Origin of the sequence: Streptomyces katrae (genome assembly GCF_002028425.1) — a bacterium.
Lineage (GTDB): Bacteria > Actinomycetota > Actinomycetes > Streptomycetales > Streptomycetaceae > Streptomyces > Streptomyces katrae_A.
Genome location: NZ_CP020042.1, coordinates 936,318 through 961,582, shown reverse-complemented (window position 1 = coordinate 961,582; position 25,265 = coordinate 936,318). Strand labels below are relative to the sequence as shown.

At 73.5% G+C, this 25,265-nt stretch carries 20 protein-coding genes and 2 pseudogenes; 12 read left to right on the top strand and 10 right to left on the bottom strand.

Annotated features, from left to right (window positions below):
- Position 1: 1 nt before the first annotated feature.
- The 3 genes and pseudogenes from B4U46_RS04420 to B4U46_RS04410 all read left to right on the top strand — a co-directional run bounded on the left by B4U46_RS04420 (position 2) and on the right by B4U46_RS04410 (position 4,366).
- The gene (locus B4U46_RS04420) at positions 2–1,561 is read left to right on the top strand and encodes an acyl-CoA synthetase (RefSeq protein WP_079431561.1); all 1,560 of its coding nucleotides are present in this window, start codon (positions 2–4) and stop codon (positions 1,559–1,561) included.
- Positions 1,562–1,690: 129 nt separating this feature from the next.
- A pseudogene (locus B4U46_RS04415) lies at positions 1,691–2,794 on the top strand (calcium:proton antiporter).
- A 72-nt stretch (positions 2,795–2,866) separates the two neighbouring features.
- A complete protein-coding gene (locus B4U46_RS04410) occupies positions 2,867–4,366 on the top strand; it encodes a fatty acyl-CoA synthetase (RefSeq protein WP_079424240.1) in 1,500 nt (499 codons plus the stop codon).
- Positions 4,367–4,426: 60 nt separating this feature from the next.
- On the opposite strand, the gene B4U46_RS04405 is transcribed toward B4U46_RS04410, so the two are convergent.
- The 3 genes from B4U46_RS04405 to paaK form a co-directional block, all read right to left on the bottom strand.
- Entirely contained in the window at positions 4,427–5,284 is an 858-nt protein-coding gene (locus B4U46_RS04405) for an oxidoreductase (protein ID WP_079424238.1), read from the bottom strand.
- 69 nt (positions 5,285–5,353) lie between these two features.
- A complete protein-coding gene (locus B4U46_RS04400) occupies positions 5,354–6,208 on the bottom strand; it encodes a YhjD/YihY/BrkB family envelope integrity protein (RefSeq protein WP_079424236.1) in 855 nt (284 codons plus the stop codon).
- 159 nt (positions 6,209–6,367) lie between these two features.
- On the bottom strand, positions 6,368–7,777 hold the full coding sequence (gene paaK, locus B4U46_RS04395; RefSeq protein ID WP_079424234.1) for a phenylacetate--CoA ligase PaaK: 1,410 nt from the start codon (positions 7,775–7,777) through the stop codon (positions 6,368–6,370).
- 115 nt (positions 7,778–7,892) lie between these two features.
- Between paaK and B4U46_RS04390 the strand changes: the two genes are divergently transcribed.
- Positions 7,893–8,741, top strand: a complete 849-nt coding sequence (locus B4U46_RS04390; protein ID WP_079424232.1) for an alpha/beta fold hydrolase — start codon at positions 7,893–7,895, stop codon at positions 8,739–8,741.
- A gap of 66 nt (positions 8,742–8,807) precedes the next feature.
- Here B4U46_RS04390 and B4U46_RS04385 read toward each other — a convergent pair whose 3' ends face one another.
- A complete protein-coding gene (locus tag B4U46_RS04385) occupies positions 8,808–10,451 on the bottom strand; it encodes an acyl-CoA synthetase (protein ID WP_079424230.1) in 1,644 nt (547 codons plus the stop codon).
- A gap of 174 nt (positions 10,452–10,625) precedes the next feature.
- Here B4U46_RS04385 and B4U46_RS04380 point away from each other — a divergent pair, with 174 nt between their 5' ends.
- The 5 genes from B4U46_RS04380 to B4U46_RS04360 all read left to right on the top strand — a co-directional run bounded on the left by B4U46_RS04380 (position 10,626) and on the right by B4U46_RS04360 (position 15,193).
- Positions 10,626–11,426, top strand: coding sequence for a crotonase/enoyl-CoA hydratase family protein (locus tag B4U46_RS04380; RefSeq protein ID WP_079424228.1), 801 nt, complete (start codon positions 10,626–10,628; stop codon positions 11,424–11,426).
- A gap of 187 nt (positions 11,427–11,613) precedes the next feature.
- Positions 11,614–12,585 (top strand): Zn-ribbon domain-containing OB-fold protein, encoded by a 972-nt coding sequence (locus tag B4U46_RS04375; RefSeq protein WP_079424226.1) that lies wholly within the window; start codon positions 11,614–11,616, stop codon positions 12,583–12,585.
- The gene (locus B4U46_RS04370; protein ID WP_079424224.1) at positions 12,585–13,652 is read left to right on the top strand and encodes a thiolase domain-containing protein; all 1,068 of its coding nucleotides are present in this window, start codon (positions 12,585–12,587) and stop codon (positions 13,650–13,652) included. Before B4U46_RS04375 ends, B4U46_RS04370 begins: the two co-directional genes overlap by 1 nt.
- Positions 13,649–14,842 carry a thiolase domain-containing protein gene (locus tag B4U46_RS04365; protein ID WP_398898223.1) on the top strand — a complete coding sequence of 398 codons (1,194 nt, stop codon included), beginning with the start codon at positions 13,649–13,651 and terminating at the stop codon, positions 14,840–14,842. The genes B4U46_RS04370 and B4U46_RS04365 overlap by 4 nt, the downstream gene beginning before the upstream one ends.
- A 111-nt stretch (positions 14,843–14,953) precedes the next feature.
- Complete coding sequence (locus B4U46_RS04360) at positions 14,954–15,193, top strand: DUF397 domain-containing protein (protein ID WP_079424222.1); 240 nt, start codon at positions 14,954–14,956, stop codon at positions 15,191–15,193.
- Positions 15,194–15,349: 156 nt separating this feature from the next.
- Here B4U46_RS04360 and B4U46_RS04355 read toward each other — a convergent pair whose 3' ends face one another.
- Positions 15,350–15,925: a hypothetical protein gene (locus B4U46_RS04355; RefSeq protein WP_079424220.1), complete on the bottom strand. Its 576-nt coding sequence runs from the start codon at positions 15,923–15,925 to the stop codon at positions 15,350–15,352.
- Positions 15,926–16,267: 342 nt separating this feature from the next.
- Between B4U46_RS04355 and B4U46_RS04350 the strand changes: the two are divergent.
- Positions 16,268–17,002: pseudogene (locus tag B4U46_RS04350) on the top strand (maleylpyruvate isomerase N-terminal domain-containing protein); the annotation flags it as partial.
- 151 nt (positions 17,003–17,153) lie between these two features.
- Here B4U46_RS04350 and B4U46_RS04345 read toward each other — a convergent pair.
- From B4U46_RS04345 to B4U46_RS04335, 3 genes are read right to left on the bottom strand one after another with little or no spacing between them, the layout of a single operon-like run.
- Positions 17,154–18,371, bottom strand: coding sequence for an MAB_1171c family putative transporter (locus B4U46_RS04345; RefSeq protein ID WP_079424218.1), 1,218 nt, complete (start codon positions 18,369–18,371; stop codon positions 17,154–17,156).
- A 2-nt stretch (positions 18,372–18,373) separates the two neighbouring features.
- On the bottom strand, positions 18,374–18,904 hold the full coding sequence (locus B4U46_RS04340) for a toxin-antitoxin system, toxin component (RefSeq protein WP_079431559.1): 531 nt from the start codon (positions 18,902–18,904) through the stop codon (positions 18,374–18,376).
- 14 nt (positions 18,905–18,918) lie between these two features.
- Positions 18,919–19,536 (bottom strand): hypothetical protein, encoded by a 618-nt coding sequence (locus B4U46_RS04335; protein ID WP_079424216.1) that lies wholly within the window; start codon positions 19,534–19,536, stop codon positions 18,919–18,921.
- A 325-nt stretch (positions 19,537–19,861) separates the two neighbouring features.
- Here B4U46_RS04335 and B4U46_RS04330 point away from each other — a divergent pair, with 325 nt between their 5' ends.
- A complete protein-coding gene (locus tag B4U46_RS04330) occupies positions 19,862–20,362 on the top strand; it encodes a hypothetical protein (protein ID WP_079431558.1) in 501 nt (166 codons plus the stop codon).
- Between the two features lie 37 nt (positions 20,363–20,399).
- On the opposite strand, the gene kstD is transcribed toward B4U46_RS04330, so the two are convergent.
- Positions 20,400–22,199 (bottom strand): 3-oxosteroid 1-dehydrogenase, encoded by a 1,800-nt coding sequence (gene kstD, locus B4U46_RS04325; RefSeq protein WP_107438226.1) that lies wholly within the window; start codon positions 22,197–22,199, stop codon positions 20,400–20,402.
- A 187-nt stretch (positions 22,200–22,386) separates the two neighbouring features.
- Complete coding sequence (locus B4U46_RS04320) at positions 22,387–23,514, bottom strand: aminoglycoside phosphotransferase family protein (RefSeq protein WP_079424214.1); 1,128 nt, start codon at positions 23,512–23,514, stop codon at positions 22,387–22,389.
- A gap of 232 nt (positions 23,515–23,746) precedes the next feature.
- On the opposite strand from B4U46_RS04320, the gene B4U46_RS04315 reads away from it, so the two are divergent.
- Entirely contained in the window at positions 23,747–25,249 is a 1,503-nt protein-coding gene (locus tag B4U46_RS04315; protein WP_079424212.1) for a hypothetical protein, read from the top strand.
- Positions 25,250–25,265: the final 16 nt, after the last annotated feature.

Sequence of the window (25,265 nt, the reverse complement as noted above, 5' to 3'; positions counted from 1 at the left end):
CATGAGTGACCAGCCCCAGCCCCCCAACGGCTTCTGGGCGCAGGCCGCCGCCGACCCCGCACGCGCCGTCCTCGTCACCCCCGACGGCGAGGAGTGGTCCGCCGGACGGCTGCACGCGGACGTCAACCGCCTCGTCCACGGCCTGCGCGCCGCCGGAATGGAGAAGGGTGACGCCTTCGCCGTCGTCCTGCCCAACGGCGTCGAGTTCTTCACCGCCTACCTCGCCGCCTCCCAGGCCGGCTTCTACCTCGTCCCGGTCAACCACCACCTCGTCGGCCCCGAGATCGCCTGGATCGTCTCCGACTCGGGCGCCAAGGTCCTCATCGCCCACGAACGTTTCGCCGAGGCGGCCACCGCCGCCGCCGACGAGGCCGGGCTCCCCGGCGGCCACCGCTACGCCGTCGGAGCCGTCCCCGGCTTCCGCCCGTTCGCCGAACTCCTCGACGGACAGAGCGCGCAGCCCCCCGCCGGCCGCACCCTCGGCTGGGTCATGAACTACACCTCCGGCACCACCGGACGCCCGCGCGGCATCCGCCGCCCCCTGCCCGGCAAACTCCCGGAGGAGACCTACCTCGGCGGGTTCCTGGGCATCTTCGGGATCCGTCCGTTCGACGGCAACGTCCACCTCGTCTGCTCGCCGCTCTACCACACGGCCGTGCTCCAGTTCGCGGGCGCGTCCCTGCACATCGGCCACCCGCTGGTGCTGATGGACAAGTGGGGCCCCGAGGAGATGCTGCGGCTGATAGACCGGCACGCCTGCACGCACACCCACATGGTGCCCACCCAGTTCCACCGCCTGCTCGCCCTGCCGCAGGAGACGAAGGACGCCTACGACGTCTCCTCCATGCGGCACGCCATCCACGGCGCCGCCCCCTGCCCCGACCACGTCAAACGGGCGATGATCGACTGGTGGGGCCGGTGCGTGGAGGAGTACTACGCGGCCAGCGAGGGCGGCGGGGCCTTCGCCACCGCCGAGGACTGGCTGAAGAAGCCGGGAACCGTCGGCAAGGCCTGGCCGATCAGCGAGCTCGCCATCTACGACGACGACGGCAACCGGCTGCCGGCCGGCGAGCTCGGCACCGTCTACCTGAAGATGAACACCGGCGGTTTCAGCTACCACAAGGACGAGGGCAAGACGAAGAAGAACCGCATCGGCGACTTCTTCACCGTCGGCGACCTCGGGCTGCTCGACGAGGAGGGCTACCTCTTCCTCCGCGACCGCAAGATCGACATGATCATCTCGGGCGGGGTGAACATCTACCCGGCCGAGATCGAGTCAGCCCTCCTCACCCACCCGGCGGTCGCGGACGCCGCCGCCTTCGGCATCCCGCACGAGGGCTGGGGCGAGGAGGTCAAGGCCGTCGTCGAACCAGCCGAGGGCTTCGAGGCGGGGGAGGAGCTGGCCGCCGAGATCCTGCGCCACTGCGAGGGGCGGCTGGCCGGCTACAAGCGCCCCAAGTCGGTCGACTTCATCGAGACGATGCCCCGCGACCCCAACGGCAAGCTCTACAAGCGCCGCCTGCGCGACCCCTACTGGGAGGGCCGCGAACGCGCGGTGTGACGGACCGGCGCACGAGAGAGGGAGCCGAGCGGTGGGACAGATCCGGAATATCGCGAGAAGTGCCACTCCAGGGCCGCGGCCGCGCGCCTAGTGCCGCACCCGGGCGGCCGGTCTGGCAACTTGGCAGACATGAGTACGGCTACGCGCAGATCCCCCCTGACCGACTGGACGCTCCTGGTCCCCGTGGCGGCACTCGTCGCGCTCGTCCTCAGCTGGGGCCGCGACCTGCCCGGGGCCCTGGTGGGGCTGGTCGCGCTGTGCCTGGCGGGTGCGGTCCTCGCCGCCGTCCACCATGCCGAGGTCGTCGCCCACCGGGTCGGCGAGCCCTTCGGCTCGCTCGTCCTCGCCGTCGCCGTCACCGTCATCGAAGTGGCCCTCATCGTCACCCTGATGGCCGACGGCGGCGACAAGACCGCCTCCCTCGCCCGTGACACCGTCTTCGCCGCCGTGATGATCACCTGCAACGGCATCGTCGGCCTGTCCCTGCTCGTGGGCGCCCTGCGCAACCGGGTCGCCGTGTTCAACGCGGAGGGCTCCGGCGCGGCCCTGGCCACCGTCGCGACCCTCGCCACGCTCAGCCTGGTCCTGCCGACCTTCACCACCAGCAAGCCCGGCCCCGAGTTCTCCAGCGCACAGCTCACCTTCGCCGCCGTCGCCTCCCTGGCCCTCTACGGGCTGTTCATCGCCGTCCAGACGGTCCGCCACCGGGACTACTTCCTGCCCGTGGCCACCCCCAAGACCCCCGGCGGCGACGAGGAGCACGCCGAACCGCCCACTGCCCGCGCCGCCCTGACCAGCCTGGGCCTGCTGCTCGTCGCCCTCGTCGCGGTCGTCGGCAACGCCAAGGCCGTCTCCCCGACCATCGAGAAGGGCGTCGCGGACGCCGGACTGCCCCACGCCGTCGTCGGTGTGATCATCGCCCTGCTCGTCCTGCTCCCCGAAACCCTCGCCGCCGTCCGGGCCGCACGCCGCGACCGCGTCTAGACCAGCCTCAACCTGGGCTACGGCTCCGCCATCGCCAGCATCGGCCTGACCATCCCGGCCATCGCCCTGGCCTCCGTCTGGCTGAAGGGGCCCCTGCTCCTCGGCCTCGGCCCCACCCACATGGTGCTGCTCACGCTGACCGTGGTGGTCGGCGCCCTCACCCTCGTGCCCGGCCGCGCCACCCTCCTCCAGGGCGGGGTACACCTCGTCCTCCTCGCCGCCTACCTCTTCCTCGCCGTCAGCCCCTAGGGCCGTGGGCACCGGACGTCCGCCCGCCGCGCCGATCTTGACCTGGCGGCGCGGCGGGGCGAGGATCGCGCCATGACGCCAGTACGGCACCACACGGTCGACGGACTCCTGCGGGCCGCCGCGCGGCGGCACCCCGACCGGACGGCCCTGCGCTACCGCCGGCGGACCTGGACCTACGCGGAACTCGACGCGGCGGTCTCCACCGGCGCCGCCGTGCTGCGCGAGCGGTACGGGCTGGCCGCGGGGGAGCGCGTCGCGGCCTTCGCCCACAACTCCGACGCCTACCTGATCGCCTTCCTCGCCTGCGCCCGGGCCGGGCTCACCCACGTCCCGGTCAACCAGAACCTCACCGGCGACGACCTCGCGCACATCCTCGGCGACTGCGCGAGCGCCCTGGTCCTCGCCGACCCCGGCCTCGCGGACCGGGTCCCCGGCGGGCACACCGTACGGGCGCTGCGCGACGCCCCCGGTTCCTTCCTCGCCGAGCTGGCCGAACCCCGGCCCCACGAACCCTCCTCGGACCCCTCGGCCGTCGTGCAGCTGCTGTACACGTCGGGGACCACCGCCCTGCCCAAGGGCGCGATGATGACGCACCGGGCACTGGCGCACGAGTACGAGAGCGCGATCGCCGCCCTGGACCTGGCCGAGGGGGACCGCCCCCTCCACTCGCTGCCGCTGTACCACTCGGCGCAGATGCACGTGTTCCTGCTGCCCTACCTCGCGGTGGGCGCGGACAACACCGTCCTGGACGGGCCGGCCGCCGAGGAGGTCTTCGACCTGGTGGAGGCGGGCCGGGCGGACAGCCTGTTCGCGCCGCCGACGGTGTGGATCGCCCTCGCCAACCACCCGCAGTTCGGGCAGCGGGAGCTCGGCGCGCTCCGCAAGGCGTACTACGGGGCCTCGGTCATGCCCGTCCCGGTCCTGGAGCGGCTGCGGGAGCGGCTGCCGGGGCTGGGTTTCTACAACTGCTTCGGGCAGAGCGAGATCGGCCCGCTGGCCACGGTGCTGCGACCGGACGAGCACGAGGGGCGGATGGAGTCCTGCGGGCGGCCGGTGCTGCACGTGGAGGCGAAGGTGGTCGACAAGGACGGCGCCGAGGTCCCCGACGGCACGGCGGGAGAGGTGGTGTACCGCTCGCCGCAGCTGTGCCTGGGCTACTGGAACGACGCGGAAGCCACCCGAAAGGCCTTCCGGGACGGCTGGTTCCGCTCCGGTGACCTCGCCGTCCGGGACGCCGAGGGCTACTTCACGGTCGTCGACCGGGTCAAGGACGTCATCAACTCGGGCGGGGTGCTCGTCGCCTCCCGGCAGGTGGAGGACGTGCTCTACACGCACCCGGGCGTGGCGGAGGCGGCCGTCGTCGGCCTCCCCGACGAGCGGTGGATCGAGGCGGTCACGGCCGTCGTCGTGCCGCGCGGGGAGGTCACGGAGACCGAGCTGATGGCCTATGCCCGCGAACGGCTCGCCCACTTCAAGGCCCCCAAGCGGGTCCTGTTCGTGGAAGCCCTGCCGCGCAACGCCAGCGGGAAGATCCTCAAACGCGAACTCCGCGACCGCCTCGGCGCCGCCTGACGCTCCGCCGGAGGCCGGGCCGGGCCCCGCGCGGGGCCCGGCCCGGCCTGCTGAAGGCGGTCAGGCGTCGAAGTCGGTGCCCCGGCTGACGGGTTCCCAGGTGCGGGCCTCCTCGCGGGCGGCGTCGGCGTGGGCGAGGATCGCGTCGAGGGCGTCGTTGCCCAGGGCCAGCCGCAGCGGGGTCTCCTCCGCGTCCAGGGCGGCCAGGATCGCGGCGGCGGCCTTGACCGGGTCGCCGGGCTGCTTGCCGTCGCTGTCGGGCAGTCCGGTGCGCACGGCGCCGACGGTGTCCGCGTAGGCGGGCAGGACGCCGGCCGACTGCTGGAGCGCGGCGCCGCCCGCGAAGCCCGTACGGAAGGCTCCGGGCTCCACGATCAGCGTCTTGATCCCGAACGGCGCGACCTCGCCGCGCAGTGCTTCGGTCAGGCCCTCCAGGGCGAACTTCGTCGCCGAGTAGGCGCCGACGCCCGGGAAGGACAGCCGGCCGCCCATGCTGCTCATCTGCACGATCGCCCCCGACTTGCGCTCCCGCATGTGCGGCAGCACGGCGCGGATCAGCGCGGCCGGGCCGAAGAAGTGCAGCTCCATCAGATCGCGCAGCTCGGCCTCGGAGGTCTCCTCGACCGCTCCGATCAGGCCCCGGCCGGCGTTGTTGACGAGGACGTCGATCCGGCCGAACCGGTCCACGGCCTCGGCGACGACCTGTGCGGCCCGCGCCGTATCGGTCACGTCCGCCGTGACGGGGACGAGCCGCTCCGGATGGGCGGCCGCCAGGTCGTCGAGGGCGGCGGGCCGGCGGGCCGTCGCGACGACCGTGTCCCCGGCGGCGAGCGCGGCTTCCGCGAGGGTCCGTCCGAAGCCCGAGGACGCTCCGGTGATCAGCCATACCCGCCCGGTGGCGGCATCCTGTGCAGACATCAATCCCCCTGATATCAAACGGTGTTGTGGGTGGTCGGCGTGATCCTGCCATGCTCGCGCCCGCCGCGCTCACTCCTGTCCCGGATCACGAGAAGGGTCCTCGCCGGAACCGTGGAATCCATTGGCCCGCAGTCGCCGCCGGGTGAAGTGCTCGTGCGCCAGACGGCCCACCAGGGCGCCTCCGTAGACCACGAATCCGACACCGACCAGCCAGGACTGGACGACCAGCAGGGTGCCGAACGGGCCGTACGTGACGGCGTTCGAGGCGATCAGGGGGGAGAACACCAGCTGCGAGAAGACCCGCAGGCCCAGCAGGCCGACACTGGTGGCCACCGCCCCGGGGAAGAGCGCGGCCCAGCGCACCCGCCCGCCCAGCAGCAGCCGCCCGGAGCTCCAGAAGAACAGGCAGGTGCCGACCAGGTCGCTGACGGTGCCCACGACCGCCCCCGCCGTGCTGGTGGAGGGCGCCGGGATCCCGACGAGCAGCGCCAGGTAGCAGACCAGCAGGGCCAGCCACACCACATGCCGCCACATGGTGTGCCAGCGGGCCGTCGGCAGGTCCCACACCTTCTCGTAGCCGGTCTGCACGGCGGAGCCGAAGGTCAGTCCGAACACCGCCAGGGCGGCCAGCCCGAAGGCCGTCGTCCGCTCCAGCGCCAGGTCGGCCGCCCCGAACAACAGCTCGACCTTGGCCCGGGAGGCCGCGGTGACCCCGAGGGCCTGGCCCAGCCAGCGGCCGAAGCCCGAGCCGCTGCCGGGCGCGGCCGCCGCCACGACCACCAGCAGGGGGACGAGGGTGAGGAACCCGAGGGCGGCGAAGCCCATCGCCCGGTGCATCAGTTCGATCTCGCGGCCCCGGCTCCAGGCCAGCCCGGCGGGGGAAGCCAGGAACCGGTCGTGCAGCTGCCGGAAGATCGAGGTCACACCCCATCCCCTACCCGGACTGGCCCGGAGGGTCCCGGAAGCCGCGCCGAAGTGGGGCCGAAGGGGTGGCCCGCCGGCCCGCCCGGCGTGTCCGGGCACGACCCCGCGTCCGCGCGAGCCTGTGGTGTCCGGGGCTTCGGTGTCCCGGCCTTCGGCGTCTCAGTGTTCCCCGGAGCCCTCCCCGGCCTCGCGCAGGTCCTTGATCCGCTTGATCTTGCCGACCGAGCGCTCCAGACTCTCCGGCTCCACCACCTCCACCCCGACGGACACCCCGATCCCCTCCTTGACGGCCCGCCCCAGCTCCGTGGCCGCCGCTCTGCGCTGCCCGGCGTCTGCCTCCCGGCGCGCCTCCACCCGTACCGTGAGGGCGTCCATCCGCCCCTGCCGGGTCAGCCGCAGCTGGAAGTGCGGGGCCAGGGCGGGGATGCGCAGGAGTATCTCCTCGATCTGGGTCGGGTAGAGGTTCACCCCGCGCACGATGATCATGTCGTCGCTGCGGCCCGTCACCTTCTCCATGCGGCGGAACGCGGGCCGGACCGTCCCCGGCAGCAGCCGTGTCAGGTCCCGGGTGCGGTAGCGGATCAGGGGCATGGCCTCCTTGGTGAGGGAGGTGAACACCAGCTCGCCGAGCTCGCCGTCCGGCAGCACCGCACCCGTCAGCGGGTCGATCACCTCGGGGTAGAAGTGGTCCTCCCAGATGTGCAGCCCGTCCTTGTGCGAGGCGAACTCCTGCGCCACGCCCGGCCCCGTCACCTCCGACAGGCCGTAGATGTCGACGGCGTCGATGCGCAGCCGGTCCTCGATCTCCCGGCGCATCTCCTCGGTCCAGGGCTCCGCGCCGAAGATCCCCGTGCGCAGGGAGGTCGAGCGCGGGTCGATGCCCTGGCGCTCCATCTCGTCCAGCAGGGTGAGCATGTAGGAGGGGGTCACCATGATGACCTCCGGCCGGAGGTCCTGGATCAGTCTGACCTGGCGGTCCGTCATGCCGCCGGAAGCGGGGACGACCGTACAGCCCAGCCGCTCCGCCCCGTAGTGGGCGCCGAGGCCGCCCGTGAACAGGCCGTACCCGTAGGCGACGTGCACGATCTGGCCGGGCCTTGCGCCCGCGGCGCGCAGCGACCGCGCGACGACATCGGCCCACGCGGCGAGGTCCCCGTCGGTGTAGCCCACCACCGTGGGCCGGCCGGTGGTGCCACTGGAGGCGTGCAGCCGGCGGACGTCGCTGCGGGGGACGGCGAACATCCCGAAGGGGTACTGCCCGCGCAGGTCGGCCTTGGTGGTCAGCGGGAAGAGCGCCAGGTCGGCCAGGGAGCGGCAGTCGTCGGGATGTACCCCCGCCTTGTCGAAGGCCTCGCGGTAGAAGGGCACGCGGTCGTAGACGCGGTGCAGGGTCGCCCGCAGCCGCTTGAGCTGGAGCGCCGCCAGTTCGTCGGGGCCGAGCCGCTCCGCCGCGTCGCCCAGCTCGCCGAAGTCCTGCCGCCCCGGCTGCCCTCCGACGTCTCCGATCTCCCCGATCTCCCCGAGCTGTCCTTGATCTTCGTCGTTGCCGAGTTCCGCCTGCGCCGCCATTGCCGTCACCTCACCGAGGACCAACCACCCCAACCGAACGTTCATTCGGTAGATTGCCCGAGCCCGGCCCGCAAATCAATGACTCGAACGAGTGATCGTCTGCTGGGATGGGTCCATGCATGTATTCACCACGTACGACGGGACCGAACTCGCCTACCACGTCCAGGGTGACGGCGAGCCGCTGATCTGCCTCCCCGGCGGGGCCATGCGGGCCTCCCGCTACCTCGGCGACCTCGGCGGACTGACCGCCGGGCGCCGGCTCGTCCGGCTCGACCTGCGCGGCACGGGCGACTCCGCGATACCGGTGGACGAGGCCACGTACCGCGTCGACCACCAGGTGGCGGACGTGGAGGCGCTCCGCGTCCACCTGGGCCTGGAACGCATGGACCTCCTCGGCCACTCGGCGGCCGGCAACCTCGCCATGCTGTACGCGGCCGCGCACCCCGAGCGGGTGGGACGCCTCGTCCTGGTCACCCCCACCCCGTGGGCGGTCGGCCTCCACATCACCGCCGGACACCACCTGGACGCGGCCCGCCTGCGGCCCGCCGGCGAGCCGTACGACTCGGCGGTCGAGGCCCTGCGGAGGCTGCTGGCGGGCGAGGGTGCCGACAAGGACAGGGACCTCGCCGCCCCGCTCTTCCACGGGCGCTGGGACGACGCAGCCCGGGCCCTTCACGCGGCCGGGGCGGCGGAGCGCAACGACAAGGCCTCGGCGGCCTTCGCCGCCGACGGGGCCTTCGACCCGCCCGCCACCCGCGCCGCCCTGGGGCGGTTCGCGGGGGAGGTGCTGGTCATGGCCGGCGAGCTGGACGGCAGCCCGCCGCCGGTGCTCGCGGCGGAACTGGCGGGGCTCTTCCCCGCCGGCGTCCTCGACGTCCAGCCCGGCGCCGCGCACTTCCCGTGGCTGGACGACGCCCCCCGCTTCGCGGCCCGCGTAGAACACTTCCTGTCCACAGGCACCTGACCGCCCCGCCCCCGCCCCCCGCCCTGCCCTCGGGCCTGACCCCGGCCGGGCGGGGCCTTCGGGGTGTCAGGCTTCCGTGGCTGCTTCCGTGGCTGCTTCCGTGGCCACCGTCTTCGCCCAGCGGTAGTCCGCCTTGCCGCTCGGCGAGCGCTGGATCGCGGGGGTGATCACCAGCTGGCGCGGGATCTTGTACCCCGCCAGGCGGGTGCGGCAGTGCTGCTGGATCTCCTCCAGCGTGGGCTCCGGTGCCCCCGCGCGTACCTGTACCACCGCGGCCACGTGGTTGCCCCAGGTCGGGTCCGGGACGCCCGCGACCAGGGCGTCGTACACGTCCGGATGGGACTTCAGCGCCTGCTCGACCTCCTCCGGATACACCTTCTCGCCACCGGTGTTGATGCACTGCGAGCCCCGCCCGAGGACGGTGACGATGCCCTCCTCGTCGACCGTCGCCATGTCGCCCAGCAGCACCCAGCGCTCGGAGCCCTTCCGGAAGAAGGTCTCCGCGGTCTTCACCGGGTCGTTGTAGTAGCCCAGCGGAACGTGCCCGCGCTGGGCGAGCCGTCCCGGCACGCCCACCGCCACCGGCTCGTGCGTCACCGGGTCGACCACCTGCGTACGGTCGTTGACCTGGAGGCGGAAGCCCTTCTCCGGGCCGGAGTCCTCCGTGGCCCGCCCGTTGGAACCCGACTCCGACGAACCGAAGTTGTTCAGCAGCACCACGTTCGGCACCAGCCGCTGGAACTCGGCGCGCACCGACTCCGACATGATCGCCCCCGAGGAGGAGACGCTGAACAGGGAGGACAGGTCGGTCCCCTTCAGCGGCCCGTTGAGGGCGTCGATCAGCGGCCGGAGCATCGCGTCGCCCACCAGCGACACGCTCGACACCCTCTCCTTCTCGATGGTGCGCAGCACCTCCTCCGGCGCGTACTTGCGGTGGATCACCACCCGCTGGCCGTAGTTGAAGGCGATGAACGAGGTGAGGGTGGAGGTGCCGTGCATCAGCGGGGGAGCCGGGAAGAAGGTCAGACCGGCGCCGCGCGCCGCGACCCGCTCCGCCAGCTCCTCGGGACGCTTGACGGGCTCTCCCGAGGGCTCCCCGCCGAACAGCCCGGCGAAGAACAGGTCTTCGGCCCGCCACATCACGCCCTTGGGCATGCCGGTCGTGCCGCCGGTGTAGATGATGAACAGGTCGTCGGGGCTGCGCGGCGGGAAGGCGCGCTCGGGGGACCCGGCCGCCTCGGCGTCCCGGTACGCCACCGGCGCGATCGCCGGCTCGGGCGCGCCGGGGGGCGTGGCGCCGACCCGGACGAGGTGGCGCAGCCTCGGCGTCTGGGGGAGCGCGGCCGCGACCCGTTCGGTGAACTCGCCCTCGAAGACGAGTGCGGCCAGGTCGGCGTCGTTGTAGAGGTAGACCAGCTCCTCCTCCACGTACCGGTAGTTGACGTTCACCGGGACCAGGCGGGCCTTCAGGCAGGCCAGGACGGTCTGGAGGTACTCGACGCCGTTGTAGAGGTGCAGCCCCACGTGCTCGCCGGGGGTCAGGCCGCTGTCCGTGAGGTGGTGTGCGACGCGGTTCGCGGCCGCGTCCAGCTCCGCGTACGTCAGGCGGCGCTCGGCGCCGGTCCCGGGGTGGTCCACGTACACCAGCGCCTCGCGGTCGGGCACCACGTCCACGACCGACTCGAACAGGTCGGCAAGGTTGTACTCCACCGTTCCTCCTCCTGACCCGGACCGGGCGGCCGGTCTGCTCGGCGGTCATTAGAGCGTCGCCCGGCGCAACTGGGAAGGGCGCGTGCCAAGAAAACTGACTGGTCGTCAGAAAACCCTTGTACTGCACCCTGCCCTCCTGCAACCTGTTCTAGGTCTCGAGACGGGAGGACGGCAATGGGTGGGACGGAACACCTCACCGTGGACCGCCAGGGCGCCACGCTGGTGCTCACCATGAACAGGCCGGAGGCGAAGAACGCGCTCTCGCTTCCCCTGCTCGTGGGGCTGTACGACGGCTGGCTGGAGGCGGACGCGGACGACGGGATCCGCTCGGTGGTCCTCACCGGCGCGGGCGGGGACTTCTGCGCCGGAATGGACCTCAAGGCGCTGGCCGGGAAGGGCATGGCGGGCGACCGGTACCGCGACCGCCTCAAGGCCGATCCCGACCTCCACTGGAAGGCGATGCTCCGCCACCACCGGCCGCGCAAGCCGGTGATCGCGGCGGTGGAGGGCTACTGCGTGGCGGGCGGCACGGAGATCCTCCAGGGGACCGACATCCGGGTCGCGGGGGCCGGGGCCACCTTCGGGCTGTTCGAGGTCAGGCGAGGGCTGTTCCCGATCGGCGGCTCCACGGTGCGGCTGCCCCGGCAGGTCCCGCGCACGCACGCGCTGGAGATGCTGCTCACCGGGCGGCCGTACTCGGCGCAGGAGGCGGAGCGGATCGGGCTCGTGGGGCGGGTGGTGCCGGAGGGGACGGCGCTGGAGGCGGCGCTGGAGGTCGCCGAACGGATCAACGCGTGCGGGCCGCTGGCCGTGGAGGCGGTGAAGGCCTCCGTCTACGAGACGGCCGAGATGACGGAGACGGAGGGGCTGGCGGCCGAACTGGTGCGGGGCTGGCCCGTCTTCGACACCGCCGACGCGAAGGAGGGGGCGCGGGCCTTCGCGGAGAAGCGGGCCCCGGAGTACCGGCGGGCCTGACGCGCCCCTGGCCGGGTGGGCGCGGCCCTGCCCGGCGTGGGCGCGGCCCTGCGGGGCTGCTCCCCCACCCACCCTTCCCCCGTTCCCCGGCGCTGCGCCCCGCACCCCGGGCGCGGGCCCGCCCCGGTGGCGGCCCGTGCCCGTCCCTTCCGTCGTCCCCCTACCTTCCGAGTATCGGAGGCCACCCATGACAGCCGCGTCCCCGCCCGAGGTGCTGCGTGCGCCCCTCGTCGTCGAGTTCCCGTTCACCCGCTCCCTCGGGCCCGTGCAGAGCGCCTTCCTCACCGGGCTCCGCGAAGGCGTCGTCCTCGGGGTCCGGACTTCCGCCGGGCAGGTGATGGTGCCACCCGTCGAGTACGACCCAGCCACCGCCGAGGAGTTGCGCGAGCTCGTCGAGGTCGCGCCCACCGGGACCGTCACCACCTGGGCCTGGAACGGCGAGCCGCGCCCCCAGCAGCCCCTCGCCACCCCCTTCGCCTGGGCGCTGGTCCGGCTCGACGGCGCCGACACCGCCCTGCTGCACGCCCTCGACGCCCCCGGCCCCGAAGCCGTGCGCACCGGCATGCGCGTCCGGGTGCGCTGGGCGGCCGAACGCACCGGCGCCATCACCGACATCGCCTGCTTCGAGCCGGAGCAGGAAGCGGAGGAAGGAGAGCGGCAGGGCGGCGCCGTCCCGCACGACGGGGTGTTCGACGAGCCCGTCACCGGGATCGTCGCCGAGGCCCGCCTGGACTACACCTACAGCCCCGGCCGTGCCCAGACCGCCTACATCAACGCCCTCTCCGAGCGGCGGACCGTCGGCGAGCGCTGCCCCTCCTGCCACAAGGTGTACGTCCCCCCGCGCGGCGCCTGCCCCACCTGCGGGGTCGCCACCACCGACCGGGTGGAGGTCGGCCCCGCCGGTACCGTCACCACCTTCTGCATCGTCAACATCAAGGCGAAGAACCTCGACATCGAAGTGCCGTACGTGTACGCCCACATCGCCCTCGACGGCGCCGGCCTCGCCCTCCACGGCCGGATCGGCGGCATCCCGTACGACCAGGTCCGCATGGGCCTGCGCGTCGAACCCGTGTGGACCGACGGCGGCCGCTACCCCGACCACTACCGCCCCACCGGCGAGCCGGACGCCGACTACGACGCGTACAAGGAGCTCATCTGATGCCGAGGCAGAGCAGGCACGCACGCGACGTGGCCGTCGTCGCCTTCGCCCAGAGCGACCACCTGCGCCGCAGCGACGAACTCAGCGAAGTCGAGATGGTCATGCCGGTCCTGCACCAGGTGCTGGCCGCCACCGGCCTGAAGACCGGCGAGATCGGCTTCACCTGCTCCGGCTCCAGCGACTACCTCGCCGGCCGGGCCTTCTCCTTCACCATGACCCTCGACGGGGTGGGCGCCTGGCCCCCCATCTCCGAGTCCCACGTCGAGATGGACGGCGCCTGGGCCCTCTACGAGGCCTGGGTCAAGATCCAGACCGGCGAGGCCGACACCGCGCTCGTCTACGCGTACGGGAAGTCCTCCCCGGGCTCCGTCCGCGACGTCCTCACCCGCCAGCTCGACCCCTACTACCTCGCCCCCCTGTGGCCCGACTCGGTCGCCCTGGCCGCCCTCCAGGCCCGGGCGCTCATCGACGCGGGGGAGACCGACGAGCCGGCCCTCGCCGCCATCGGCGCCCGCAGCAGGGCCGCCGCGGCCGGCAACCCGCACGCCCAGCTCCGCGGCGCCGTCCCGCAGGGCGGCTACCAGGTGGCGCCCCTGCGCACCGGCGACTGCCCGCCCATCGGCGACGGCGCGGCCGCCGTCATCCTGGCCGCGGGCGACACCGCCCGCCGGCTCTGCGAGCGGCCCGCCTGGATCACCGGCATCGACCACCGCATCGAGGCCCACGGCCTGGGCCTGCGCGACCTCACCGACTCCCCGTCCACCCGGACCGCCGCCGAGCACGCCGGCCTCTTCGACGCCCCGGTGGACACGGCGGAACTGCACGCGCCGTTCTCCTCGCAGGAGGTCGTCCTGCGCAAGGCGCTCGGCCTCGGCGAGGACGTGACGGTCAACCCCTCCGGCGGCGCCCTCGCCGCGAACCCCGTCATGGCCGCCGGCCTCATCCGCATCGGGGAGGCCGCCGCCCGGATCCAGCGCCGGGAGTCCGACCGGGCCGTCGCCCACGCCACCTCCGGCCCCTGCCTCCAGCAGAACCTGGTCGCCGTCCTGGAAGGGGACCGCGCATGAGCACACCGGGCACCGTGGAATCCGTGCACAAGGAGCCCGTCGCCGTCATCGGCGTCGGCCAGACCAAACACGTCGCCGCCCGCCACGACGTCTCCCTCGCCGGCCTGGTCCGCGAGGCGGCGGTCCGCGCCCTCGCCGACGCCGAACTGACCTGGGCGGACATCGACGCCGTCGTCATCGGCAAGGCCCCCGACTTCTTCGAGGGCGTGATGATGCCGGAGCTCTACCTCGCCGACGCCCTCGGCGCCGTCGGCAAGCCGATGCTGCGCGTGCACACGGCCGGGTCGGTCGGCGGGTCCACCGCCCTCGTCGCCGCCAACCTCGTCGCCGCCCGCGTGCACCGCACCGTCCTGACCCTGGCCTTCGAGAAGCAGTCCGAGTCCAACGCCATGTGGGGGCTCTCCCTCCCCGTCCCCTTCCAGCAGCCGCTGCTGGCCGGCGCCGGCGGGTTCTTCGCCCCGCACGTGCGCGCGTACATGCGGCGCACCGGCGCACCCGACACGGTGGGCTCCCTCGTCGCCTACAAGGACCGGCGCAACGCCCTGAAGAACCCGTACGCGCACCTCCACGAGCACGACATCACCCTGGAGAAGGTCCAGGCCTCGCCCATGCTCTGGGACCCGATCCGCTACTCCGAGACCTGCCCGTCCTCGGACGGGGCCTGCGCGATGGTGCTCACCGACCGGGCGGGCGCGGCCCGTTCGCCCCGGCCGCCCGCCTGGGTGCACGGCGGGGCGATGCGCAGCGAGCCGACGCTCTTCGCGGGCAAGGACTTCGTCTCCCCGCAGGCCGGGAAGGACTGCGCCGCCGACGTCTACCGGCAGGCCGGCATCACCGACCCGCGCCGCGAGATCGACGCGGTGGAGATGTACGTCCCCTTCTCCTGGTACGAGCCGATGTGGCTGGAGAACCTGGGCTTCGCGCAGGAGGGCGAGGGCTGGAAGCTCACCGAGGCCGGGGTCACCGAACTCGACGGCGACCTCCCCGTGAACCCCTCCGGGGGCGTGCTGTCCACCAACCCGATCGGCGCCTCCGGCATGATCCGCTTCGCGGAGGCGGCCCTCCAGGTCCGCGGGCTGGCCGGGGAACACCAGGTCCCGGACGCCCGCCGGGCGATGGGCCACGCCTACGGCGGGGGCGCGCAGTTCTTCGCCATGTGGCTGGTCGGGGCCGAGCAGCCGGGCACCTGAGCGGGGCGGAGGGCACGCACGTCCACGGGTGACGGTCCGTGGTCTGTGCGGCACCCGCCGCGATGGCTACTGTGGGCCTCCGGACGACGACGTACCGGGAGGAGCAGGCAGATGGCCGAGAGCACGACCACGCGGACCCTCGCTGACCGGGGCAGGCCCGAGCTCGATCTCAGCGGGGCCGACTGGCAGCCGAGCAGCCGGGGGGCGGGCGACCTTCAGGTCGCCTTCGTGGAGGGCTTCATCGCGATGCGCGACAGCGACCGCCCGGGCGACCCGTCACTGGTCTTCGCCCCGAACGGATGGCGCAAGTTCGTCCTGGGCGCCAGGGCGGGCCGCTTCGACCTGACCTAGTGCTGTGGCCGGAAAGGTTTGCCGGTTCGCGGTGTCCGGTGCGGTGCATCGCAAGGCGGAGGGCCGCGGCTCGTACTGGACGTACTTGCGCGGCCGACAACGCAGCGAGGTGCCGTGCCGGGCGCCGTGAGGCGGTGAACCTTTCCGGTCACAGCACTAGGCGGGCTCGGGCGCGTCGCCGCGGGCGGTCAGCCGCAGGGCGACCTGGAGCTCGTGCTCCCCGGAGACGGTGCCCAGGTGCTCGCCGGAGAAGGCGTCCTCCAGCACGGCGCGGACCTGGCGGACCGGCTCGGCGGCGCCGTCCAGTTCCGCCCGCACGGCCGAGGCCGGCCGGGCGCGCAGGCCCGCGCCCGGCACCCGGCTGCGGACGTCCACCGTCACCGCCCAGATGTTCGGGGCCGTCACGGGACTCACGGCGGCCCCCGCAGGGACCGGGGCCGGCGGGGTCATCCCGGGGAACGCCTCCGCCAGGACGCCCAGCACGGCCTCGGCTCCCTCCCGGTCGCAGTGGCTGACCAGCACGTTCACCTCTGCCTCCCCCGAGGGCCCCTGCGGGGGCGCCTCGGGCAGCCGCGCCGCGTCGACCCGCGCGGGGTCGGCCGCCGGGCCCGCCCCCGTGCCCGTCCGGGAGGGCACCCCGGGCGGCCGGCCGTGTTCGTCCACCATCGCCCCCGCGTCCGGGAGCGGCACGCCGTCCCGCTCGGGGTCCTCGTGCCCGTGGTTCACGTCCATCCTTCGCCTCCGGATCGGGGCACGGCCCCGCGCGGAGCCCGGGACCGGCCGTTGACCGGCACGTCGCGGTGCCTCACCTGGCTGCTGTCCGCTGCCGTCCGCCCCAAACCCACCGACGGGTCCCGGCCCGCCGCCGCGCCGGAACGCCCGGGAAGCCCGCCCCACCGGGGAAACCGGCCCCGCCACCGAACGGCCCTCCGCGACCCCGGCCTGCCCACCCGTGCCCGGTCGGCCGCGCGCACGTGCGGCGCCCCGGCAGCGGACACCGCGCCGGCCCTGACGGCATTCGCCCGCGGCGCAACCTCACCCGGACCGCCGCCCGTACGGGGCACAGTGGGCGGTATGGATCACCCCACCAGGCTCAGCGTGTTCCGCAGCGAGGCCGCGGCCTACGACAAGGCCCTGCGGCGGGCGGCCGACGGCGGCCGGGAAGGCCCACCGGTGCCGTCCTGCCCCGGCTGGTCCCTCGCCGACCTCGCGGGACACCTCGGCAGCGTCCAGCGCTACCTCACGCACATCCTCCGCGGCCGCCACACCGAACCCCCCGACCCCACCGACCCCGCCCTCTACGAGCTCCCCGAGGACCCGGCCGTACGGGCCGCCTGGCCCCGGCACGACGCGACCCCGCACCGCGGCCCCGTCCCCGTCCCCGCGGAACTCTTCGACTGGTCGGCCGAGGCCGCCCGGCAACTGGCGCACGTGCTGGAGGAACTGGGGCCGGACGTCCCGGTGTGGAGCTGGTCGGCCGAGCGCACCAGCGGGTTCTGGACGCGCGTGCAGACCATCGAACAGGCCGTCCACCGCTGGGACGCGGAGTCCGTCACCGGCGACCCGGCCCCCTTCGACCCGGCCTTCGCCGCCGACGCGGTCGCCCAGACCTTCGAGGTCATGGTCCCCGCCCGGCGCGGCTGGAAGCCCGCACCGGCCGGCACCGGCGAGCGCTACCGCTTCCGCCGCACCGACGGCACGGAGTCCTGGACGGTGGAGTTCGCCGGGGACGAGGCGCGCCTGGAGCCGGGCGGGAGGGGACCGGTGGCCGTCGAAGCCGCGGGCAGGGCCTCCGACCTCACCCTGTTCCTCTGGCAGCGCATCCCCGCCACGGCGCTGGAGGTCACCGGCGACCCGGCCCTGCTCGACCGCTGGTTCACCCTCGTCCCCCCGCCTGAACGGCCCTGCACGGCCCCGAACCGTCCCGCACGGCCCCGAACGAGCCCGGGCGGCCCCCCCCTCAGGGCCGCTCGCGGAAGGAGCCGACGACGGGGGAGCGGCGCAGGGCCCGGGCCACCGCGACCAGGTCCGGGCCCTCGGCCGCTCCCGGCGCGGGGGCACCCTCGGATCCCGGCGCGGCGGCGGCCGTCCCCCGTCCGCCGCCGCCCGCACCCGCCCCCGCGAGGGCCACCGCCGGTACGCCCCGGCGCAGGCTGCGCACCGCCACCACCACCGCCACCGCGTCGGCCGTCGCCGCCGCCTGGGCGGGCGTCTCGCGGCGGGCCAGCGCCTCGGCTAGGGCCCGGCCGCGGACCCCCGGGTCCATGTACGGCTGGAGCCGCAGCAGCCCGTCGCTGATCAGCGTCCTGCGCTGGACCAGGCGCCGGCTCAGCGGCGTCCGCCGGGGCAGCCGCAGTGAACCGGTGTCCAGCCCGGCCAGTTCGCGCACGAACGGGGCGAGGGAGCGGTACTGGCGGTAGTCCGTCCACAGCACCTGTGCCGCCTGGCCGGCGTGCGGGAGGATGAAGCCCACCGCGACGAACAGGGCGCACACCGAGGCGATGGGCGGGGCCACGTACGTGCTGAGCCAGTCCAGGTCGTGCCCGGTCCAGCGGGCCACCACCGCGACGAGCTTCACGGCGTCGTAGGCGAGGTTCAGGACGAACCCGATGACCAGGAACACCAGTCCCGCGCGCAGCCACCCCGTCACCTCGCGCAGCCAGCTCCGGATGACCGTCGCGGTGATCAGGCAGGCGGCGGTGTGGGCCCCCAGGTACAGCAGGATGTGCTCGCGCATCCAGGGGGTGTTGGCGTAGTAGGTGTCCAGGTCCCGCAGCCGCTCCACCGGCACGTCGGCGAAGGCGAACGTGAGCCACAGGCCGGCGACCACGGACGCGTACACGGACCAGATCGTCCAGATGGTCCGCCGCACCCGCCGGGGGTCGCCCCCGCGCCAGTGGATGACCATGACCAGGCAGGAGGCGCAGAACATCGTCAGCAGCGAGTAGACCAGCGGCGCCGCGAAGTTGCTGACGCCCGTCGAGCTGTTGAGCAGGGCGAGGGTCTTGGGCCGGCCGAAGTAGAAGACCGCCGAGCCCAGCAGGAGCAGGCCGCCCAGGGAGCGCACGTTCGGGTCTATCCGCCAGAACCTCATGATCACCGGAAGGCGGATGGCCAGGGCCAGGGTGAGGATCGCCGCCGGGATGAGGTAGGGGATGTAGAACTTGTCCGAGGTCAACGTCAGCCGATCGGCCCGCGGTAACCCAGCGCGTGGCCTATCCGGCCCGCCACGCCGTCCCTGCGCCCGGCACCGGAGGGCTCCCCGCCCCCCAGCCACGGCCGGCACCGGTCCCCGAGCATCAGGCCGAACCGCTCGGCCTCTATCTCCTGGGCGTCCTCGTAGTGGGAGCGCGCGGCGACGCTCGCGTAGGTCAGGGAGGAGGCGTCCGGCAGGGACCGGGCGGCGTCGGCCGCCCGGTGGCCGTGCTCACCGCAGTGGCCCGCGTTCATGTGCCACAGCTCGTGCCCCAGGATGACCAGTTGGTGGTCCGGGGTCGTGTACTTCTCGACGACCACGATGTCGTACTTCTCCATGTTCAGCCACAGGCCCGAAGTGGTCAGCTCGGTGGGGAAGCGCTCGAAGCGCAGCACGATGGGCCGCCCGCCGCGGGTACGGCTCATCGCGTCGCACAGGGCGCGGAAGAGGGTCTGCGGATCCGCCGGCGCCTCCAGGTCGAGCGAGGAGGTCAGCACGGCGCACAGCTTGCGCATCGAACGGGACAGGTTCACCGGGCCACCCCCGCGTGCCGCTCGGCGGACAGCATCCCCGTGATCATGCCCAGCAGCAGGGCCTCCTGCGTACGCGTCAGGGGTCTTCCACGGGTGGAGACGGAGACCAGGCCGTACTGGTCCACGAGGTCGGCCATCAGGTTGCCCGATCGGTAGTCGAGGGATTCGAGGGTGGGCCGCAGGGCCCGGCTCACGGCCTGCGCCGGGGTGTCCGTCAGGAAGGAGGGCTCGCGGCCGAAGAAGGCGGCGAACGCCTTGCAGTGGCGCAGGTGCGGCGGCTTGCGCCCGGACACCAGGGCGTCGACCCAGCGGGGCGGGGCGCCGATGGCGGCCGCGATGTCCGCGGTGCGGTAGTGGCGGCCGCCGGTGTCGCGGGAGACCGCGTACAGGAACGCCGCCCGCCGCCGGACCCGCTCCTCGATCCCCCCGGGCGCGGGGGCCTCCTCGCCGCGCAGCAGGGCCACCGTCACCTCCAGGGGGACACCGGCCCGCTCCGACAGGGCCCGCGGGTCGAGGACGGCCTCCACGTCCAGTCCCCGCTCCCCGGCGCGCCTGCGTATCCGTTCGAGCGTCAGGGCGAGGGGGAGCGGCGGATCGCCAGCAGACACGGTCATCCGTCGTGCTCCCATACGTCCGAGGCCGCCTGTGTGCCCGGGAGGGCGGCCGGCCCCCCGGCCATCGAGATCCCCACCTGCGGATCGTAGTCGCCGATTCGAAAACGATCGCGGACGGGTGGCGGGGACGGACAGCAAGATACAGCCACGAGGGCCGGTGGCGGCAGGAAAAAAAGCAGGCCCGGAGCCGGGCGGGCAGTAAGGAGTATGGCGGACGGACGCCCCATACCCGCAGGTCCGGGACGTTTGCGACGCTCCGCCCCGCGCAGGCGGCCGGAGCACCCCGGGGCCGGAAAAACCCGCGCGGCCACGTACCATGGGCCGCATGTCCTTCCTCCGCCGCCACCGCGCCGCCACACCCGCCGGCCCGGACTTCGACGTCCTGGCCATGGACCCGGGGGACTGGCCGGGCAACCTCGGGGCCGGGCTGCTGCCCGCCCCCGACGGCAGCTGCCAGGGCGTCTTCCTCCGCTACGACCTCTTCGGCGGACGCGGCCCCGCGATGATCATCGGCAACCTCCCCGAGGGGTCCCCGGCCCGGGACCTCGCCGAGGGTCAGGTGCCGTTCGAGGTGGCCCAGCTGCTCGACGCCCTGGAGAACGACGAGGAGGTCGAGGTCACCGGCACCGAGGACTGCCCCGTCATGCAGGGCGACAACCTCCTCATCGTCCGCAAGGTCAAGCTCTCCGAGGGCCGGATCTCCTGCGTCCAGTTCGACCGCAGCGACAACGTCCTCGTGACGATCGCCAGCTGGGACCGTCCCATCACCGACGACCTCTACGCGCTGCTGAAGCCGCTCCCCGCCGAGCTCTTCCAGCAGGGCTAGGGCCCCGGCCGGGAGTCCCGCCGGAGCCGCCCCGCCGTCAGGCGGTGTCCGCGATGTCGTTCGCCGCCACGTAGCCGAAGGTCATCGCGGGCCCGATCGTCGACCCGGCCCCCGCGTAGCTGTGCCCCATCACCGCCGCGCTCGCGTTGCCCGCCGCCCACAGGCCCGGGATCACCGATCCGTCCGCCCGCAGGGCGCGGGCCCGGGCGTCGGTGACGATGCCGCCCTTGGTCCCCAGGTCGCCCGGCACGATCCGGAAGGCGTAGAACGGCGGGGCCCACACCGGTGCCAGGCAGGAGTTCGGAGTAACGTTCGGATCCGTGTAGTAGTGGTCGTACGCCGTGTCCCCGCGGTGGAAATCGGGGTCGGAGCCGCTCCACGCCTGGGCGTTGAAGCGGTTCAGCGTCGCCCGCAGCGCCGCCGCCGGCACCCCGATCTGCCCTGCCAGCGCGTCCCAGGTCCAGGCCTTCTTCGCGGCGCCCGCCTCGTACCACTCGTCCGGGAAGGGCAGCGTCGGCAGGATGTCCTTGAACAGGTACCGGTTGCGGTAGTTCTGGTCCACGATCAGCCAGGCCGGGATGTGCGAGCCCGTCGCGGCCCGGTCCTTCTCGTACATCACGTGCACCACGTCGCTGTACGGCGCCGCCTCGTTCACGAACCGCGTCCCCGCCCGGTTGACGAGCAGGCCGCCGGGCAGGGTCCGCTCCGCCAGGCAGAAGTACGGCTCCCCGGGCAGCGGGATCGAAGGCCCCCACCAGGCGTCCTCCATCAACGCCAGCGCGGCGCCCGCCCGCTGCCCCGCCAGGATCCCGTCGCCGGTGTTCTCCTTCGCGCCCACCGACCACTCGGTCCCGATCGGCTGCTGCTGGTACCGCTCCCGCATCGCCGCGTTGTGCTCGAAGCCGCCCGAGCCGACCACCACGCCCCGCCGGGCCCGGACCACACCCCGCACGCCCTCCTTCTCCACCACCACCCCGGTGACCGCCCCGCCCTCCTGGACCAGGTCGACCAGCGGACTGTTCAGCCACACCGGCACCCCGACCCGCATCAGCCCGGCCCGCAGCCCGGCGGCCAGCGCCTGGCCCATCGTCAGCGGCTTCTGCCCCAGCAGCGCCGCCTTCGTGCCGCGCGCCAGGCACTCCGTGGACACGGCGAGTCCCTTCGCCGTGACCGCCGCCAGGTTGAGCCACTTGTAGTCCTGGCTGAACACCACCATCCCGGCCGGCACCGGCATGTACGGCGGGTTCAGGTGCGCCAGCTCGGCGCCCAGCACGTTCCCGTCGATCTGGTCCGGCTCGATGGAGCGGCCGTTCGGCAGGCCGCCCGGCAGGTTCGGGTAGTAGTCGCTGTAGCCGTCCATGAAGCGGAACCGCAGCGGGCTGTTCGCCATGACGAAGTCCAGCATCCGCGGGCCGTTGGCCAGGAACGCCCGCTGCCGCTCGGCCGGCACGTCCGGCCCCACCACCGCCGACAGGTACTGCGCCGCCTTCTCCGGGGTGTCCGGCACCCCCGCGCCCAGGATCACCGAGTTGTTCGGCAGCCAGATCCCGGCCCCGGAGCGCGCCGCCGAACCGCCGAAGGCCGGGGCCTTCTCCACCACCAGCACGCTCAGCCCCCGCCCGGCGGCGGTCAGCGCGGCGGTCATCCCCGCAGCCCCCGAGCCGACCACCACGACGTCGTACTCCCCGAGCGGGGCCCCGTCGGCCCGGGCGGCGGCTCCCGGCAGTACGGCGGCCGTGAGCACCCCCGCCCCGGCCCCGGCGAGGACCGTCCGGCGGGAGGGGAGGGCGGGACGCCCCGGGTCGGCGCTTGCGGACGTGGACACGGCCTCGGTCATGGGCGGGCTCCAGTGGTGTGGGAAGGGGCGGGGTGCGGTCTCCTGATGCTGAGCCAGAAAAGGTGTTCGGGGGATCATGTGATGTCAAGGCACGCGTGCCGGGGCGATCCGCTCCAACGGCCGGAATCCCGTGGTCCCCACCAGGTGTGGGGACCACGGGATTCCGGTACGGCGGGAGCGGGAGGGGTCAGCGCGTGCCGACCGCCGCCCGGACCGCTCTGCGGGCCATGCCCGCGTCGTCGTGGAGGCGGCGCAGCAGCAGGCGCTGCTCCTCCCCCGAGGAAAGGGCCCCCGCGGGAAGCGGCTGGGTCGCGGGCGCCGCCAGCATCGAGCGCTGCACGGCCGTCTCGCACATCCGGATCTCCCTGGTCAGCACCAGCATCAGGTTGACCAGGAAGGCGTCCCGGGCCGCCGGACCGGCCGACTGCGCGAGCCGGCTGATCTGGCTGCGCGCCGCCGGGGCGTCACCCAGCACCGCCCACAGGGTGGCCAGGTCGTAGCCCGGCAGGTACCAGCCCGCGTGCTCCCAGTCCAGCATCACCGGCCCGGCCGGGGACAGCAGCAGGTTGGACAGCAGCGCGTCACCGTGGTTGAACTGCCAGGGGACGCCCGCCATCCGCAGCCCGTGGAGCAGCTTCTGCAGGTCGCCGTAGTCCCGGTCGGTCAGCAGCCCCAGGTCGTGGTCCCGGGAGATCCGCCGGGCGTAGTCCACCGGGTGGCCGAACAGATCGGTCGGCGGACGCCACTGGTTGACCCGGCACACCGCGGCCAGCGCCGCCCGTACGTCGGTCCTCGGCGGTGCCTCCACGGGATGCCGCTGGAGGGCGGCCACCCGGCCGGCCATCCGCTCCACGACCAGGACGCAGTTCTCCGGGTCGGCGGCGATCAGCCGGGGCACCCGGACCGGCGGGCGGTGCCGGACGAAGGTCCGGTACGCCGCTATTTCGTGCCGGTACCGCTCGCGCCACTCGGGCGAGTGGTCCAGTAAAACCTTCGCGACAGCGGTCATCCGTCCTGTCGTCCCCACCAGGAGGACCGACCGGCCGCTGCGCCGCAGCACCTGGACCGGGGCGAACTCCGGACAGATCCGCTGGACCGACGCGAGCGCGGTGCGCAGCTGCGCGCCCTGCGGTCCGGACAGGTCGATTCTTCCGCTCAGCGGCTGCGATCCGGCCGCCGGCATCCGCCGTGCCCGTACGGCGCCCTGCGCCGGGACGGGCTGGCGGCCGGGTTCGAGGGAGATGCCGCCGCCCCCCGCCTGGAGGGTGCGGTGCGGGCGGACCGGGGCGGACACGGAGGACGTTGCTGCGTACATGGCGTTTACGGTTCCCTTCGTGCGCCGACGAGTTGCGTACGCCGCCCCGCCGGATCCCGTGCTTCACCCTGGGGAGTTCCGCCGGTGAACCGGGTCGGGGAGGCGCATTCCTACCTGACACCCGGCGGCAGGTGGCGAACCACGGGGCGTGCCCTGGCGAACCCTGGCGAATAGTCCACGGGGAACTGACAGGGGGTTACTGTCAACTCAGCCGAGAACCTGGGGGCTTGACGTGAGCAAGGGTCCAAACACCCGTCTGAACGACCTGTTCGGCCTGGCCGGCTGGTCGAAGGGCGAACTCGCGAGGATGGTCAACCGGCAGGCGGCCGCGATGGGCCACCACCAACTGGCCACCGACACCTCGCGGGTGCGGCGCTGGATCGACATGGGGGAGACCCCGCGCGAACCGGTGCCCACGGTACTGGCAGCACTGTTCACCGAGCGGCTCGGTCGTGTCGTGACCATCGAGGACCTCGGGTTCGTACGACAGCGGCGCACCGCCAGACGGCAGCCGGACGGGGCGAAGGAGAACCCCGACGGAGTGCCCTGGGCGCCCGAACGCACAGCCGCGGTCCTCACCGAATTCACGGGAATGGACCTCATGCTCAACCGTCGCGGCCTGATGGGCGCGGGCGCCGCGCTCACCGCCGGCTCAGCCCTCAGCAACGCCATGTACGACTGGCTGCAAGGCGATCCCGCCACCGCCAAGGACTCGCAGCGCTTCGGCGACCCCTACCAGGCCGACCCGGCGGGCTACGACCGCTACGAGGCCGCCCCCATCGGCTCCCAGGAGATCGAGGCCCTGGAGCGCTCGGTCGAGGTGTTCCGCGCCTGGGACGCCTCCAGAGGCGGCGGGCTCCAGCGCAAGGCCGTCGTGGGCCAGCTCAACGAGGTCGGCGGGATGCTCGCCTACCACCACCCCGACCACCTCCAGCGCAGGCTGTGGGGGGTGGCGGCCAACCTGGCAGTGCTGGCGGGCTGGATGTCGCACGACGTCGGCCTCGAACCCACCGCCCAGAAGTACTTCGTCATCGCCGCGCACGCGGCCCGTGAGGGCGGGGACCGCCCGCGCGCCGGCGAGGCGCTGTCGCGGGCCGCCCGCCAGATGGTCCACCTGGGCAAGCCGAACGAGGCCCTGGACCTGATGAAGCTGGCCCAGGCCGGCTCCGGGGACCAGACCCTGCCGCGCACCCGCGCCATGCTGCACACCATCGAGGCCTGGGCGCAGGCCGCCATGGGCAAGGGCCAGGCCATGCGCCGCACCCTGGGCGAGGCCGAGGAGCTGTTCGTGTCCGACAAGGGCGACGTACCGCCGCCGTCCTGGATGCAGCACTTCGACGAGGCCGACCTGCACGGGATGCAGGCCCTGGCCTACCGCACGCTCGCCGACCACGACGCCTCGGCCGCCCCGGTCGCGGCGCGGCACGCCCGGGAGGCGCTGCGGCTGCGCGGGGACGGCCACCAGCGCTCGCAGATCTTCGACTACATCTCGATGGCCTCGGCCTGCTTCATCGCCGACGACCCCGAACAGGCCGACCGCTACGCCCGCCTGGCGCTGGTGTCGATGAACGAGACCTCCTCGCACCGGACCTGGGACCGGCTCCGCGAGATGTACCGGCTCACCGGCCAGTACGCGGGCTACGGGCGCATCGAGGACCTGCGTGAGGAGATCGAGCAGGCCCTCCCCGACAGCCCGTCCCCGCGCGTCGCGCGCGGTGCGCGGGCGGAGGTCTAGGGGGCCGGTGCCGCGG

Bases quoted from the DNA above. Each gene is read 5' to 3' on its own strand.
- B4U46_RS04360 (WP_079424222.1), top strand. From the start codon at position 14,954: ATGGCCGAGAGCACGACCACGCGGACCCTCGCTGACCGGGGCAGGCCC.
- B4U46_RS04405 (WP_079424238.1), bottom strand. From the start codon at position 5,284: ATGTCTGCACAGGATGCCGCCACCGGGCGGGTATGGCTGATCACCGGA.
- B4U46_RS04370 (WP_079424224.1), top strand. From the start codon at position 12,585: ATGCCGAGGCAGAGCAGGCACGCACGCGACGTGGCCGTCGTCGCCTTC.
- B4U46_RS04340 (WP_079431559.1), bottom strand. From the start codon at position 18,904: ATGCGCAAGCTGTGCGCCGTGCTGACCTCCTCGCTCGACCTGGAGGCG.
- B4U46_RS04410 (WP_079424240.1), top strand. From the start codon at position 2,867: ATGACGCCAGTACGGCACCACACGGTCGACGGACTCCTGCGGGCCGCC.
- B4U46_RS04320 (WP_079424214.1), bottom strand. From the start codon at position 23,514: ATGTACGCAGCAACGTCCTCCGTGTCCGCCCCGGTCCGCCCGCACCGC.
- B4U46_RS04335 (WP_079424216.1), bottom strand. From the start codon at position 19,536: ATGACCGTGTCTGCTGGCGATCCGCCGCTCCCCCTCGCCCTGACGCTC.
- B4U46_RS04355 (WP_079424220.1), bottom strand. From the start codon at position 15,925: ATGGACGTGAACCACGGGCACGAGGACCCCGAGCGGGACGGCGTGCCG.
- B4U46_RS04375 (WP_079424226.1), top strand. From the start codon at position 11,614: ATGACAGCCGCGTCCCCGCCCGAGGTGCTGCGTGCGCCCCTCGTCGTC.
- paaK (WP_079424234.1), bottom strand. From the start codon at position 7,777: ATGGCGGCGCAGGCGGAACTCGGCAACGACGAAGATCAAGGACAGCTC.
- B4U46_RS04420 (WP_079431561.1), top strand. From the start codon at position 2: ATGAGTGACCAGCCCCAGCCCCCCAACGGCTTCTGGGCGCAGGCCGCC.
- B4U46_RS04390 (WP_079424232.1), top strand. From the start codon at position 7,893: ATGCATGTATTCACCACGTACGACGGGACCGAACTCGCCTACCACGTC.
- B4U46_RS04365 (WP_398898223.1), top strand. From the start codon at position 13,649: ATGAGCACACCGGGCACCGTGGAATCCGTGCACAAGGAGCCCGTCGCC.
- B4U46_RS04330 (WP_079431558.1), top strand. From the start codon at position 19,862: ATGTCCTTCCTCCGCCGCCACCGCGCCGCCACACCCGCCGGCCCGGAC.
- B4U46_RS04380 (WP_079424228.1), top strand. From the start codon at position 10,626: ATGGGTGGGACGGAACACCTCACCGTGGACCGCCAGGGCGCCACGCTG.
- kstD (WP_107438226.1), bottom strand. From the start codon at position 22,199: ATGACCGAGGCCGTGTCCACGTCCGCAAGCGCCGACCCGGGGCGTCCC.